The 13700-nt window shown below is 65.2% G+C and carries 11 protein-coding genes; 4 read left to right on the top strand and 7 right to left on the bottom strand.

Going from position 1 to position 13700, the window contains the following annotated elements:
• Positions 1–76: 76 nt before the first annotated feature.
• The 3 genes from EBB56_RS13020 to EBB56_RS13010 form a co-directional block, all read right to left on the bottom strand.
• Positions 77–901 carry a transporter substrate-binding domain-containing protein gene (locus tag EBB56_RS13020; RefSeq protein ID WP_045991668.1) on the bottom strand — a complete coding sequence of 275 codons (825 nt, stop codon included), beginning with the start codon at positions 899–901 and terminating at the stop codon, positions 77–79.
• Between the two features lie 68 nt (positions 902–969).
• Complete coding sequence (locus EBB56_RS13015) at positions 970–1884, bottom strand: allantoinase PuuE (RefSeq protein ID WP_045991667.1); 915 nt, start codon at positions 1882–1884, stop codon at positions 970–972.
• A 283-nt stretch (positions 1885–2167) separates the two neighbouring features.
• The gene (locus EBB56_RS13010; RefSeq protein WP_124804550.1) at positions 2168–3022 is read right to left on the bottom strand and encodes a hypothetical protein; all 855 of its coding nucleotides are present in this window, start codon (positions 3020–3022) and stop codon (positions 2168–2170) included.
• Positions 3023–3371: 349 nt separating this feature from the next.
• Between EBB56_RS13010 and EBB56_RS13005 the strand changes: the two genes are divergently transcribed.
• The 3 genes from EBB56_RS13005 to hpaI all read left to right on the top strand — a co-directional run bounded on the left by EBB56_RS13005 (position 3372) and on the right by hpaI (position 7133).
• A complete protein-coding gene (locus EBB56_RS13005) occupies positions 3372–4847 on the top strand; it encodes a peptide MFS transporter (RefSeq protein ID WP_045991666.1) in 1476 nt (491 codons plus the stop codon).
• 132 nt (positions 4848–4979) lie between these two features.
• Entirely contained in the window at positions 4980–6254 is a 1275-nt protein-coding gene (locus EBB56_RS13000; protein WP_124804549.1) for an alpha/beta fold hydrolase, read from the top strand.
• A 21-nt stretch (positions 6255–6275) separates the two neighbouring features.
• Positions 6276–7133: a 4-hydroxy-2-oxoheptanedioate aldolase gene (gene hpaI / locus EBB56_RS12995; protein ID WP_108131985.1), complete on the top strand. Its 858-nt coding sequence runs from the start codon at positions 6276–6278 to the stop codon at positions 7131–7133.
• Positions 7134–7197: 64 nt separating this feature from the next.
• Here the strand turns inward: hpaI and EBB56_RS12990 are convergent, their stop codons facing one another.
• The 4 genes from EBB56_RS12990 to EBB56_RS12975 all read right to left on the bottom strand — a co-directional run bounded on the left by EBB56_RS12990 (position 7198) and on the right by EBB56_RS12975 (position 11878).
• Positions 7198–8139: a RimK family alpha-L-glutamate ligase gene (locus EBB56_RS12990; RefSeq protein WP_045991663.1), complete on the bottom strand. Its 942-nt coding sequence runs from the start codon at positions 8137–8139 to the stop codon at positions 7198–7200.
• A gap of 58 nt (positions 8140–8197) precedes the next feature.
• Complete coding sequence (locus EBB56_RS12985; RefSeq protein WP_221621175.1) at positions 8198–9820, bottom strand: zinc metalloprotease; 1623 nt, start codon at positions 9818–9820, stop codon at positions 8198–8200.
• A gap of 108 nt (positions 9821–9928) precedes the next feature.
• On the bottom strand, positions 9929–10234 hold the full coding sequence (locus tag EBB56_RS12980; protein WP_045991662.1) for a hypothetical protein: 306 nt from the start codon (positions 10232–10234) through the stop codon (positions 9929–9931).
• A gap of 150 nt (positions 10235–10384) precedes the next feature.
• Positions 10385–11878 (bottom strand): M28 family metallopeptidase, encoded by a 1494-nt coding sequence (locus tag EBB56_RS12975; RefSeq protein ID WP_124804548.1) that lies wholly within the window; start codon positions 11876–11878, stop codon positions 10385–10387.
• Between the two features lie 576 nt (positions 11879–12454).
• Between EBB56_RS12975 and EBB56_RS12970 the strand changes: the two genes are divergently transcribed.
• On the top strand, positions 12455–13675 hold the full coding sequence (locus EBB56_RS12970) for an MFS transporter (protein ID WP_045991661.1): 1221 nt from the start codon (positions 12455–12457) through the stop codon (positions 13673–13675).
• Positions 13676–13700: the final 25 nt, after the last annotated feature.

The following is a 13700-nucleotide window of genomic DNA, read 5'->3' as shown; positions in this document are numbered from 1 at the left end:
GATCGTCTCCACGATCGAGGGTAATACGCTGGCCGCGGCGGTCACCGCCGCGGCCACGGGACTTGCTGGGCCAGGTTTACTGGGCGGAAGGCATATCGCGCACTTCGACGGTGCTGGTGCCGGCATCCGGAGCGGCGCCGAACCAGGTCTCGTGCAGCTCGGCGATAAAGCCTTCCTGCTTGAGTTCGCTGATCACTTCGCTGGCCTTGGTGGCAAGCTCGGCGTCCTTGGCAAACATCATCGAGTACTGCTCACCGCTGGGGATGCGGCTGACCACCTCGAGGCTGGGCTTGTCACGCACGTAGTACTGCACCGCCGGAATGTCGGAGATGTAGGCGTCCAGGCGGCCGCTGGACAGGTCCAGCATGGCCGGCTGCAGGCCTTCATAACGACGGATTTCCTTGATGCCGTACTGCTCCTGGTTCTCGCTGGTCCAGATGTCGCCGGTGGAGCCGGTATCGACGCCGACCACCTTGCCGTCCAGGTCCTCGAGCCCGCTGATGCCCTTGCTGGTGTGGGTCGCCAGGGACTGGTCGCTGTCGTAGTAGGGCTGGGCGAAGGACACCGACTCCAGACGCTCGTCGGTGATGGTGATGGAGGACACCGCCACGTCGATGCGCCCGGACTGTACCGCCGAGAACAGGCCATTGAACGGAATGTTGCTGATCTCGACCTCGTCGTAGCCCAGGCGGCTGCCGACCTCGTTGACCAGGTCGATCTCGAAGCCGACGTAGTCACCGCTGTCGTCCTGGAACTCCCAGGGCAGGTTGCCGATGTTGGCACCGACCTTGAGGGTCTCGGCCATCACGCCGCCTGCTGCCAGGCCGGCGGAAAGCGCGGTGGCCAGCACCAGGGAACGCTTGGAGAATGTCTTGGAGAAGGTCTTGTAGGAAAGGCTCATGGAATATTTCCTCTGGTTATTGTCGTTGTTGCGGGTACAGCAGAAAACACGGGGGTTCACCGGCGACGTCAGACGACGCCGGTCGCTTCACCTTCCCGGGCAAGCCAGGCCCGGGCGATCTCTTCACGGGTGGCGAACCATACGCCCTCGTGGGCCTGGGCATAGGCAATAAAGTCCTTGAGCGCACGAATCTTGCCGGGGCGCCCGACCATGCGCGGATGCAGGCCGACGGACATCATCCTGGGGCCACGGGCCGATTCCTCGAACAGCACGTCGAAGCCTTCCTTGAGGTTGTCGAGAAACTCGCGTCCCGAGGTAAGCCCAGGAGAAAGCCAGAAGCGGAAGTCATTCATGTCGGTGGTGTAGGGCACCACCAGCTGACGACTGCCCGCCACTTCGGTGAAGTAGGGTACATCGTCGTTGTAGGCGTCGGAGTCGTAGAGGAAGCCACCCTCTTCTATCAAAAGGCGCCGGGTGCGCACGCTGGGTCCGTAGCGGCAGTACCAGCCCACCGGGCGCTTGCCTGTGGTGGCGGTGATCGACTCGATGGCCAGGCGGATATGCTCGCGTTCCTCGTCTTCGCTGAGGCGAAAGACCTCCTCCCAGCGATAGCCGTGGCTGCAGAATTCGTGGCCATCGGCGCTGGCGACACGGGCAACGCGGGGGTTCTGCTCCAGCGCCACCGCGCAGGCAAAGAAGGTCGAACGCACGTCGGCCTCGCGCAGGATGTCGAGGATGCGCCAGATGCCGACCCGCGAGCCGTACTCGTACATCGACTCCATCGCCAGATTACGGGTGCCGGCGGGAGTTACGTAACTCCCCCACTCGGTCATCGACTCCTGGTCGTCGTCGCCCATGGCGAAGGACCTTTCAGAGCCCTCCTCGTAGTTGACCACGATATTGACCGCCAGGCGGGCGCCATTGGGCCAGGCCCCGGTGGGGGGAGTATCGGCGTAGCCGACCAGATCACGCTGCGGGAGCATCCCGTTTCTCCTGAGGTCGCCAAGCATGCGACGACCCTGATTGTTGGTGTTGTTATCGACCGTCTGTCGGCCTTGTCAGGATTGCACGCAATTCTGCGTGCGATGTGAACAATAAAGCACAACCGTACTCGCAGCGCAAATGGCAACTAGCCAATGGTGGGGTATGGGGTTGGGGCCTGCTGAACAGGTAGTCGAACCCCGGCCAGGGACTCGACGGGAAGGAAAGCAATCGAGAGGCGGGAAGGCGCTGCCGGTGGGGGCCTGCAGCGCCTTGTTGTGGGCATTACCAGCTCGGCGCGGTCTCGGCGTCCAGTTGCTCGATGGCGCGATGAAGCTTGCCGGTGGACAGCGCGGATCCAAGCAGACGCAGGCGCCAGGTCAGGTCGATGAAGGGGCGGATGGCCTCGGGCACGACGGGGGCATCGGCCATGCTGCGCCGCTTGAGGAAGGAATTGTGCCAGTCGATGACCCAGCCCGGACCGACCCCGACCAGTTCGTTGTCGATCACCACAAAGCGGCCGCTGCCTTCTTCCATCACGAGATTGGCCAGCGACAGGTCAGGGTGGCTGAGCCTGTCGCCCACCGCTGCGCGGTGGCGCTCGTCCTCACGCTGCCAGCGGGCCAGAAAGCCACCGATCGCATCCAGGTGCTTCCAGCCGTCCACCCGTCTGAGCAGGTAGTCGTCGATGTAACAGAAGGCCCCGGCGTGCTCGTCGGCCAGGGCGCGATAGCGCTCGTCCGACTGCGCCATCTCGAGAAAACGACTCACCGCCTCCGCCGCCGAAGCGATAGGCGCCTTGTCTGCCCTGGAGCGTTCGATCTGCTTGAGAGATGGCCCCTGGATCCACTCTTCGACGACCAGCTCGTCGTCGTGGGCGAGTATCGCCGGGAAGCTGAGCCCCGACGCCGGCAGTTCGCGAATGGCGTGACTCAACGCGATCTGACGCGGCGAGAAGGCGCTATAGACCTTGACCTTGCGACCGTTCATCCAGCCGGCAAACGACAGCCTGCCGGCCTTGGTCATGCCGGGAGAATGCTTGCTGCCCAGAGGCGTCAGATCGGTGATGGTCCGGTCCTGGACGGTGATGCTCCCCAGTGGCGTTTCGGCCACCTTTTTCTTGAAAAACGTTCTTATCATGTCGCCTTCTGACGTTATCCCTGCACATTCGCGCGGATAGTAGCACGCTAAACGTGCCCTACCTATGCGCCGAAAGGGGCGGGCTATGCGTCGAAAGGGGCGGGGCCCGTGCCGCCCAGCCAGGCAGGCCTTCTCCCCCACGACGGGCTGTCTCCAGAGCATCACTGTGCAGCAGCAGCTCTGCTCGTTTTGCTGTGAGCCAACGTCCTCGCTCCCGCTTGTCGTTTTTCGTCGTGGCCTTTCCGATCGCGGACATGGGTTTTGCCCTGTAATTCGCAACGTTTTAGGGTTTTCATGGGCGGAAAATGTATTTTTCGTTCCGATTTTCTCGTCAAAGCAGGAGCTCCCGATGAAAACCACCGAGGCCGCCGCCCGCCAACACGGCGACAGCGGCAAACGCCGCTTCTTCGGCCATCCCTGGCCTCTCGCCACCCTGTTCGGCATGGAGGTGTGGGAGCGCTTTTCGTTCTATGGCATGCAGGCGATCCTGTTGATCTACCTGTACTACGAGGCCAGCCGTGGGGGCCTGGCGATCGACCAGTCGGTGGCCATCGGTATCGTCGGTGCCTACGGCAGTTCGGTCTATCTGGCCACCATCCTCGGCGGCTGGTTCGCCGACCGGGTGTTCGGCGCCGAACGCACCCTGTTCTATTCGGGCATCGTGGTCATGCTCGGGCATATCGCCCTGGCCATCCTGCCCGGTGTCTACGGCGTCACCGCCGGCCTGATTCTGGTGGCGCTGGGCAGCGGCGGGGTCAAGGCCACCTGCTCGGCGCTGGTGGGGTCCCTGTACGAGCCCGGCAGCCCCCGGCGCGACGCCGGCTTCTCGATCTTCTATCTAGGTATCAATATCGGCGGCTTCGTCGGCCCGCTGCTGACCGGTCTGCTGCAGCAGAACGCCGGCTTCCACTATGGCTTCGGCATCGCCGCCGTGGGCATGGCGATCGGTCTGGCCCAGTACACGGCGGGACGCAAGGGGCTGCCCGATGATCAGAAGGCCGCACCGGACCCCATCGCGCCGGCGACCCTCAAGCGCTATCTAGGCATCGCCCTGGTGGTGCTCGCCCTCGTGGTCGGCGCGGCCCTGGCGGGCTGGATTCGTGCCGACAATCTGTCCGGGGTGATGCTTGGCATCATCGCTGTAGCGGCGCTCTGCTACTTTGCGGTGATCCTGCGCTCCACCCACGTAAGCCCCGAGGAACGCAGCCGGGTGCTGGCGTTCATTCCGCTGTTTCTGACCAGCGCCGCCTACTGGGCGCTGTACAGCCAGTCCTACACCGTGATCACCGCCTTCTTCGATCAGCGCGTGGATCGCAGCCTGTTCGGCTGGGAGATTCCGGTGGGTTGGCTGGTATCGGTGCAGGCGCTGACCATCATCCTGTTCTCGGGGGTGTTCGCCTGGTTGTGGACGACGCTGGGCAAGCGCCAGCCGTCGTCGGCCGGCAAGTTCGTGATCGCCATGGCGATCATCGGCGCCACCTTCCTCGGCTACCTGCCGTTTCTCGGCAGCGAAGGGTCGAACATGCCGCTGGCCATGCTGGTACTGTTGCTGCTGGGCTTCACCGCCTCGGAGCTGTGCCTGTCGCCGATCGGGCTGTCGGTGACCACCAAGCTCGCACCGCGGGCCTTCCAGACCCAGATGATGGCACTGTTCTTTCTCTCGCTGGCGCTCGGCTTCGCCGCCGGCGGCAAGCTCGGCGCCTTCTATACCGAGGACACCGAAGTCGGCTACTTTATTGCCATGGCGGCCATCGGTGGCGTCAGCGCCCTGCTGCTGGCGGCCTGCCTGCCGTTCATTCGCCGGGCCATGCGCGGCGCAGACTGAGCTACCGCCAGGGTCGGCCAGCGCTGGCAACAAGAAGCTGGCCGACCTTGTCTCTTTCGGCACCGGGCGGCCATGGCCGCCCGGATACTCTTTCGACGCTCTCTCGACACTCTCTCGACACAGGATGTAGGCATGCCTTCCGACCACGCCATCCCGGGCCTTTCCATCAGCGACCATCGCCTCGAGGTGCCGCTGGACTGGTCCCACCCGGACAGCGGCGAGACCCTGAGCCTGTTCTACCGCGAGGTCTGCGCGTCAGACCGTGTCGACGAGGAGCTACCGCTGTTGCTGTTCCTGCAGGGTGGCCCCGGCGGCAAGTCGCCACGCCCCACCGCCAATGGACCGGGATGGCTGCACGAGGCGCTCAAGCACTATCGGGTGATCCTGCCCGACCAGCGTGGCACCGGACGCAGTTCGCGCATCACCGAGGCCACCATGGCCGCCTTCGACAGTGACGAGGCAGGCGGTGACTACCTGGCCTGCTTCGACGCCCACGCGGTGGTCGCGGACTTCGAGCACCTGCGCAAGACCCGCTATCAGGGCGCCACCTGGACCACGCTGGGCCAGAGCTACGGCGGCTTTCTGACCCTGACCTACCTGTCCTACGCGCCTCAGGGACTGAGCCGCTGCTATATCACCGGCGGCTTGCCGGCGCTCGACGCCGACCCCGACGAGGTCTATCGGCGCACGCACCGTCGGGTGGAGCGCAAGCTTGAGGCGTATCTGGCGCGCTTTCCCGATGATCGCGAGCGGATCGACGCCATCGCCGACCATCTGCTGGACCACGATGTCCGCCTGCCCGACGGCGACCGACTGAGCGTGCGCCGCTTCCAGAGCCTGGGACTGATGCTGGGCATGGGTGACGGCGCCGAGCAGCTCCACTGGCTGCTCGAGGAGGCCTTCACCGACGACACGCGAAGCGCCCTCAACCATCACTTCCTGGTGGAGGTGATGACGCTGACCGGCTTCTACGAGAATCCGCTGTTCGGCGCCATCCACGAGAACATCTACGCCAACCCTGAGCGCCTGTGCGACTGGGCCGCCGAGCGCCAGCAGGGGCCGCAGTTCGACGAGCGTCATCGCCCGCTCAGGCTGACCGGCGAGATGATCTACCCTTGGATGTTCGACGAGATTCGTGCCCTCAAGCCCTTCCGTGGGGCGGTACACAAGCTGGCCCGGCGACCTCTGGCCAGCCCCTTCTACGACGCCAGACAGCTCGCCGCCAACCGGGTGCCGGTGGCGGCGCTGATCTACTTCGATGACATGTACGTGGACGCCGAGCTGTCGCTGGCCACCGCCGAGGCGATCCCGCGGCTACGCTACTGGATCACCAACGAGTACGAGCACGACGGGCTGCGCCAGGACCCAGGGGTGTTCCGTCGGCTCAAGGCGATGCTGGACGATTGACACTCATCAAGGACGCTGCCCATGACCCCTTCCCACTGCGCGGGTGTCCCCGCCGGCAATCCCTTCAAGACCGCCATGGCCAGTGGCCAGGCCAGAATCGGCCTGTGGCTGTCGCTGGGCGATCCCTACTGCGCCGAGATGTGCGCCAGCGCCGGCTTCGACTGGCTGCTGATCGACGGCGAACACGGCCCCAATGATGTGCGCTCCATGCTCGCCCAGCTGCAGGCGGTCGCCGCCTACGACAGCCACCCGGTGGTTCGGGTGGTGAACGGCGAGACGGCGCGGATCAAGCAACTGCTGGACATCGGCGCCCAGACCCTGCTGGTGCCGATGATCGACACCCCGGAGCAGGCCCGCGCCATGGTCGCCGCCACCCGCTACCCACCGGACGGGGTGCGAGGTGAAGCCTCCGCCATCGTCCGGGCGTCACGCTGGAATGCACGGCCTGACTATGTGCATCGGGCCAACGACGAGATCTGCCTACTGGTCCAAGCGGAGAGCGTGACCGCGCTGGATAACCTCGAAGCGATCTGCGCGGTGGACGGCGTCGACGGGGTCTTTGTCGGACCCGCCGACCTGGCCGCTTCCATGGGCCATCTCGGTGACGCGGGCCATCCCGAGGTCCAGGCCGCCATCGACGAGGCCATCGCCCGCATCGTTGCCAGCGGCAAGGCCGCCGGCGTGCTCACCGGTGACCCGGAGCTTGCCAGACACTATCTCTCCCTTGGTGCCAGCTTCGTGGCGGTGGGGCTCGACGTCAGCCTGATGATGCAGGCGGTGCGCCAGCGTGCATCAGAGTTTGCGCTTGGCCCGCAGGCGGCCGATTCGCAGGAAGACTCATCCACCAGCCCTGGCGACGGGTCCCAGGGACCCTACTGACCTGATACCGGCCGGGGGCCCTGATCCCACCGACCGGGGGCCCTGCTGCCACCGGCCGGGGACGTCACCACTCGCCGCCGCCGCGCTCCAGGGCGGCGGCGATGGCCTGGGGAATCGGCTGGCCGCTGCGTTCGCTGGCGAACAGGTACTCGCCGGCCGGATTGACCTCGAAGAACACATGACGCCCCTCGGGTGTGACCCTTAGATCGATGGCGCCGTAGGCCAGTCCAAGCTCTCTCATCAGCGCGCGCAGTCCGGTCTCCACCTCATCCGGCAGGGTATAGGGGAAAACCTCGGCGCTGCCCACGCCACTGCGGTAGTCGACCTCGTACTGCGGCTCGCTCCTGAAGGCGGTCGCGAACATCTCGCCGGCCACCGCGGTGACGCGCAGGTCCAGCGCCAGCGGGATGTACTCCTGAAAGATCACCGGCGCCAGACGAACCGCCTCGAGCCTGGCCATCTCGTCCTGGCCGACCTTGAGGGTCTCTCGCGGCGCCTCGACGATATTGCGAAAGGCCTTGCGCACCACTCCACCATCGCCGTGGCGGGCAATAAACTCGGCAGCGGCGTCCGGGCGATTGGTGATCAGGGTATCGGGAATCTCGAGCCCCAGCCGGTGGGCCAGACGATGCTGGGTCAGCTTGCGCTGGGCGCGTTCGTCGGCCAGCGGATGGTTCATCCAGAAGCTATCCAGGGCATACCACAGACCAAGCACCGCCTCCTGGGTCTCGGACCAGGCAAACAGCCGTTCGGTGCCGTCGCCCAGGGCAGGGTCCAGATCAAAGGAACGGATGCGCCGGTTCCATACCGAGCGCACCTCGTCCAGCGCCAGCCGGCGCCCGTCGCCAAGTTCCAGCCACAGGCTGTCACCGCTGGCACCTGCGTAGGCCAGGATTCCCAGGCGCCGGGGGAAGTCGGCGACGTCGATCACCTCCACCGGCGAGTGAAGATGGGGCAGTACCCGCTCGACATGGGCATTGTCGGCAAACGACAGGATCAGGATCATGCTCGGCTCCCTCGAAAAAGGCGGGCACCGACAGGGTGCCCGCGGGTCCTGTCATCGCTCACCGTCCACCAAGCTGCACGTAGGCCGCCCAGGCCTGCTGCCAGGCCAGCATCCCCTGCTGATCGAGCATGCCCTGCTGGTAGAGCTGGGCGTACTGCGCCAACAGTTGAGCGTACTCGCCAAGCAACGCCTGGCTCTGATCCTGCTCGCCTCCGCCGTCCGCCACCGGCGGCTTGAGCGAGGCGCCCGACGGCGCCTGACCGGTGGCCAGCACAAAGGGCTGCAGCGGCTGGACTGGTTGCATCGGTTGCATGGGCTGGACGGGCTGGTTGCCCCAGCCCCCCGGTAGCGGATTCTCGAAGGCCTGCTTGCCGCCCACGGGGCCTTCCACCAGTTGCTTGGTCGGCACTTCGAAGATCTGCTTGGGAGGCGGGTCAAGCGGCTTCCATTTGCCCGGCTCCAGGCCTGGATCCTTGCCAAAGTCCTTGGGGTTGTCCTTGGGCAACTCCTTGCCGCCGTCCTTGATGCCGTCCTTGATGCCGTCCTTGATGCCGTCTTTGCCGCCATCCTTGATCACGTCCTTGATACCATCCTTGGGGCCATCCTTGATCAGGTCCTTCGGTCCCTCCTTGACGCTCTCCTTGACCGGCTCCTTGACGAACTCCTTGGGGTTATCCTTGGGCCGCTCTTTTGGCGGTTCCTTGGTGAACTCCTTGGGGGTGTCCTTCGGCAGCGCCTTGGGGTGCAACGGCGTGCACGACACCATCTCGCCGATGGCGCTACGGGGGCCATCCAGGCAGGCCTGCATTCGTGCCACCTGGCCCTCGGTGAACATCACCATGGTGTCGTCGTCGACGTAGTCCATGTAGTTCATGAACATGTCGCCATCGGGGCCGTTGTCGCAGGACACCTTGGGAAAAGTCGGCTTGCCCAGGTTGGCGCCGCCCTGGTTGGGGGTGTCGTCGACGAAGTCCGAGCCAGAGCAGCCGGTGCCGTCGTCTCCCCAGATATGAAAGAGATTGAGCCAGTGGCCTATCTCGTGGGTGGTGGTGCGCCCCAGGTCGAACGGCGCCCGGGCGGTGCCCATGTTGCCGAAGCCGGTGTAGGTCACCACCACGCCGTCGGTGGCGGCGGGTCCGCCGGGGAACTGGGCGTAGCCGAGCAGGCCACCGGAAAGCGGGCAAACCCAGATATTGAGGTATTCGTCTGCGGGCCAGGCATCCTTGCCGCCGCTGGCGTCGGCCTTGACTTTGTCGTCATCGACAAAACCGCTGACGTCGGTGCGGGTGCGGGTGATGCCATCGGTGGGGTTGCCGTCGGGATCGCTGGTGGCCAGCGCAAACAATAGCCTGGCATCGGCGGCCACCGGCGCGAAGGGCGCAGGTACCGTCGAGATGTCGGCATTGGTCTTGCGAAAGTCCTCATTGAGGATCTCGATCTGGCTGTCGATCTGCTCCCGCGAGATGTTCTGCTCGTCGGTGTTGTAGACCACGTGGACGACCACCGGGATGCGGGTGCACCCCGGACGCTGGACGATGGTGCCGCGCATGGCACGAAAGGCGTGTTCCTCGATGCGCGATCGCCGCCTGGCATAACCGGGGTCCTGATCCAGCAGTCGCCGGTGAACCGACATGGTGCCACAACAGCGACACCGTTCCGGATGGGTGGTGTTATCGGACATGCAAGCCTCCCCGCCGGCCAGCCGGTCGGCGTCGTGAGTACAGGTTCAATGGCCAGCAACTGGCCTCAAGTGGCCCCACAACGCACGGTATTGGCGGCGTTGGTGGCCTCAATGACGGGTAATGATCAGAAGATCGTCCTCCAGCGCATCGATATCGTAGTCACCGTCCCAACCGGGCAGTGTCAGGTGCAGTTGATCGCCATCACGCCGCCACTGACCACGGGCATCGCAGGCAAGGCGGTCGGCGGCGTCTCCGGTGTGGAGCTCGACGGCGCCGTCCTGGTGCAGACACAGGCGCCTTCGCGGCATCCGCGAGGGGGTGACAGCCGGCGAATCCGGGTGCCGCAGCACCGTGCAGTCGCCGATGCCTTCCTCGCGCATCTCGATCCAGTCTCCGCACAGGTCCTTTGGCATCACATCCTCCTGATCGGTCTTGTCTTGCTTTACCTGATCTTGTCTTGCCTGTTCTCGTCTCGCCGGGGCGTCACTCGATCACTGGCTGGGTTAATGGCTGGGTGAGTGGCTGGCTGAGTGGCTGGGTGAGCGGCCTTGCCACTGGCTCGTTCAACGGCCTGTCGACCGAGACCGTCGCTCCCATCCCCTGCGCGAGCGCAGCAACTCCAACCGCTGCCAGGCCTGACGCCAGCCGGCGTCCAGCTGCGCCGACCAGACGCCTTGTCCCTGCCAGCGACGATACTGGGCCAGCAGGGCTTCATGATGGGCCTCGAGCTGGCGCCAGGGGTCGCCCAGGTGGTGGCGCTCGTCGCCACGACAGTGGCATTCCGGCAGGGGTGGGGCGTCGACCGCGTGCAGGCCGGCGCTGGTGGCCACAAACCCCAGGTTCATTGCCACGATCTTCATGGCGTAGGACGGATCCACCGTGGCCAGGACATCGTTCGGTCCATGGATGGCGTCATTGGCGCCGTCGGCCCCTTCGATGGTCAGCACGGCGGGTATTCCGGCGTCGATAAAGGGCACATGATCACTGGCAAAGGGGTTGAGCGAGACCTGCAGTTCGAGATCGGTGAAGCGGCCTCCCGCCGCACTCAGGCCATCGATCATGTCCTGGCTGAGGGGCGCGCCTTCCAGCAGTACCGCCGCAGGTGTGGCGTTGATCGAGCCGATCATGTCCATATTGAGCACCCCGGCGATGCGCCCCCGCTCGGCAGCGGAGAGTCCCGCCACGAACTGGCGGCTACCGTGCAGCCCCTGCTCCTCGCCGCCGAACAGCACAAAGCTCAGGTCATCATCGAAACGCTGCCCGGCCAGCACCTCGGCCATCAGCATCAGCGCCGCCGAGCCACTGGCGTTGTCGTCGGCGCCCGGCGCCGGTGCGGACGGACCGCCCTGATGGTTGACGCTGTCCAGGTGAGCGACCACCAGCCAGTGACGGGGGCTGGCGGCCTGCCCCGGCAGCCGCGCCAGCAGGTTGATGCTGCTGGCGCCGCCGGGCAGCGATACCTGCTGGCGATCCACGGCCAGCCCCGCCGTAGTCAGCTGAGACTCGGCCCAGTCCACCGCCTGAGCGTACTCGGCGCTCGATGATAGACGCGTCGGATAGGACACCAGCTGACTCAGCAGGGTGACGTAGCGGGCCTGGGAGGCCGACGCGACGACAGCGTCGACGGCCCGGGATCCTGTAGCGTCGCGACGAGGCGCAACCTGGCGAAACAGACGGGTCGATTCGCTTAAAGGGAACAGGCGGAAGCAGGGCGCTTCACTTTGCTCAAGAGGCTTGTTGATCCTGGTGGCCTCCGACCTGGGCAGGTCCACCACCAGATAGCGCCCCGCATCCAGCAGCACCGGGACCTCGGGATGGGCCTGCTGGAACAGCCGGCCCTTCTGGCAGACGCCGTGCAGCCTTCCCTGGCCCAGGTCCTGGACCATCGCGTCATCGGCGTCATGCAGGCTCGTGGCCTCGCGGACGGCCCGCCAGCGGGCGTTGGCGGCGACCAGCAGTCGTTTGCGTCCAGCCTCCACCAGCCAGCCACCGGCTTTCTCGACGCGCTCGGTCAGCGCCGCGTCACCGCTCCTTGCCTGATGCAGTTCGACCTTCATGTCGACTCCCTGCCGTCAGCGCGTGCGCCGAACCATCGGTTTCGACGTCGCCACGACGGCCGCCGCTGAACCGGGGAATGGGGCTCAACGGACTTAGTCGGGTGGTACTGAACTACTAAGGTAGTTCGTTCCTCACTCGCCGCCATCACTCGTCACGACAATCACGCGTCGACATCGGCACGATCACTTGCCGGTGAACACATGCCAGGCTATTGATTTTCAACCAAATGTTAAGCGCAGTGGAGAATTTTGAAGAGATCAGCCTGCTGGTCGTGTCAAAAAAAGAGCACAGAAAAACAGTACACTGCGTATAGGTGAAACTTCTTCAACAGAAATGCGCTAAAGCTGAGCGCTTTTTCACAGTGGTAAAATTAACAACACGATAGCTCGCCGTGGCGCTGGAGAGCTCCCCGGCTCGACGACACATAACCGTCACTTACCCGCATTTTAGCCCTATCTAATCGACAAGATTGACGTTTTCGGCGCTAGAACCCACCTTTCGGATGCCTTATACTTTTGTCGTAAATTTACGATCTCGACACCCGTCGGGATCGTTTTCGTTTTCCAGGAGGCCCGATGGCAATCTCCATCACCCATCTCAGAGCTCGTCATCCTCGCCTGGCGGAGCTCGCCCTGGCCCTCGGTGGCTTTGGCATCGGTACCAGCGAGTTCGTGATCATGGGCTTGATGGAGCGTGTCGCCCAGGACCTGTCGGTCAGCGCCGCCGACGTCGGCTACGCCATCTCCGCCTATGCCCTGGGGGTGGTGGTCGGTGCGCCGCTGATCTCGGCGCTGGCCGCGCGGGTGCCCCGGCGCACCCTGCTGATCTGCCTGATGCTGGTGTTCGCCGTGGGCAACATCGCCAGCGCCCTGGCGACCAGCTTCTGGCCCTTTGTCGGTCTGCGTTTTCTTGCCGGCCTGCCCCACGGCGCCTACTTCGGCGTGGCTGCCCTGGTGGCCGCAGCAGCGGTACCGGTGGAAGAACGCGCCCGAGCCATCAGCCGGGTCATGCTGGGGCTGACCAGCGCCATCGTGATCGGCGCGCCGCTGGCCACCTGGGCCGGCCAGTGGTTCGGCTGGCAGTTCGCCTTCTTCGCGGTGGGCGTCGTGGCCTTTGTCACCATGGGCCTGATCAAGCTGTTCGTGCCGCGCCAGCCGCATGACGTCAAGGCCAGCCCCAAGCGCGAACTGACCGCCCTGGTCAAACAGCGGGTGCTCTACACCCTGGGCGTGGCCAGCATCGGCTTTGGCGGCATGTTCTCGGTGTTCAGCTATGTGGTACCGACCCTGCGCGCCCAGGCCGACATGCCCGAGATGGTCGGCCCCTGGGTACTGGCGATCTTCGGCATCGGCGGCATCATCGGCAATCTGGTGGGCGCCCGGGCAGCGGACAAGAACCTGATGAAGGCGGTGCCACGCATCCTGCTGTGGTGCCTGGTAGTCCAGGGCGCCTTCTACTTTGCCGCCGACAACCTTTACACCGGCATCCTGTTCGTCGGCCTGGTCGGCACCAGCATGGCGCTGGGTCCGGCGCTGCAGACACGCCTGATGGACGTGGCTGGCGACGCCCAGACCATGGCCGCCTCGATGAATCACGCCGCCTTCAACTGCGCCAATGCGCTGGGCGCCTATCTGGCCGGGGTCACCATCAAGGCCGGTGCGCCCTGGTCCTCCAGTGGCCTGGTCGGCGCCGGGCTCGCCCTTGGCGGCCTGGTGGTGTTCTATATCGGCCTGCGCGCCGAGAAGCGCAGCGACAGGCGCCGCGCCGCGGCCACCGACTGCGCCAGCGAGAGCTGATCGTTCGCCCCGGACTCAGGCGCCG

It is taken from the genome of Halomonas sp. YLB-10 (assembly GCF_003856855.1).
GTDB lineage: Bacteria > Pseudomonadota > Gammaproteobacteria > Pseudomonadales > Halomonadaceae > Halomonas > Halomonas litopenaei.
The sequence above is the reverse complement of the archived record's forward strand: the minus strand, read 5'-3'. Positions and strand labels throughout refer to the sequence as shown.

Bases quoted from the DNA above. Each gene is read 5' to 3' on its own strand.
- EBB56_RS12970 (WP_045991661.1), top strand. From the start codon at position 12,455: ATGGCAATCTCCATCACCCATCTCAGAGCTCGTCATCCTCGCCTGGCG.
- EBB56_RS12990 (WP_045991663.1), bottom strand. From the start codon at position 8,139: ATGATCCTGATCCTGTCGTTTGCCGACAATGCCCATGTCGAGCGGGTA.
- EBB56_RS13015 (WP_045991667.1), bottom strand. From the start codon at position 1,884: ATGCTCCCGCAGCGTGATCTGGTCGGCTACGCCGATACTCCCCCCACC.
- EBB56_RS13010 (WP_124804550.1), bottom strand. From the start codon at position 3,022: ATGATAAGAACGTTTTTCAAGAAAAAGGTGGCCGAAACGCCACTGGGG.
- EBB56_RS13005 (WP_045991666.1), top strand. From the start codon at position 3,372: ATGAAAACCACCGAGGCCGCCGCCCGCCAACACGGCGACAGCGGCAAA.
- EBB56_RS13000 (WP_124804549.1), top strand. From the start codon at position 4,980: ATGCCTTCCGACCACGCCATCCCGGGCCTTTCCATCAGCGACCATCGC.
- EBB56_RS12975 (WP_124804548.1), bottom strand. From the start codon at position 11,878: ATGAAGGTCGAACTGCATCAGGCAAGGAGCGGTGACGCGGCGCTGACC.
- EBB56_RS13020 (WP_045991668.1), bottom strand. From the start codon at position 901: ATGAGCCTTTCCTACAAGACCTTCTCCAAGACATTCTCCAAGCGTTCC.
- hpaI (WP_108131985.1), top strand. From the start codon at position 6,276: ATGACCCCTTCCCACTGCGCGGGTGTCCCCGCCGGCAATCCCTTCAAG.
- EBB56_RS12980 (WP_045991662.1), bottom strand. From the start codon at position 10,234: ATGCCAAAGGACCTGTGCGGAGACTGGATCGAGATGCGCGAGGAAGGC.
- EBB56_RS12985 (WP_221621175.1), bottom strand. From the start codon at position 9,820: ATGTCCGATAACACCACCCATCCGGAACGGTGTCGCTGTTGTGGCACC.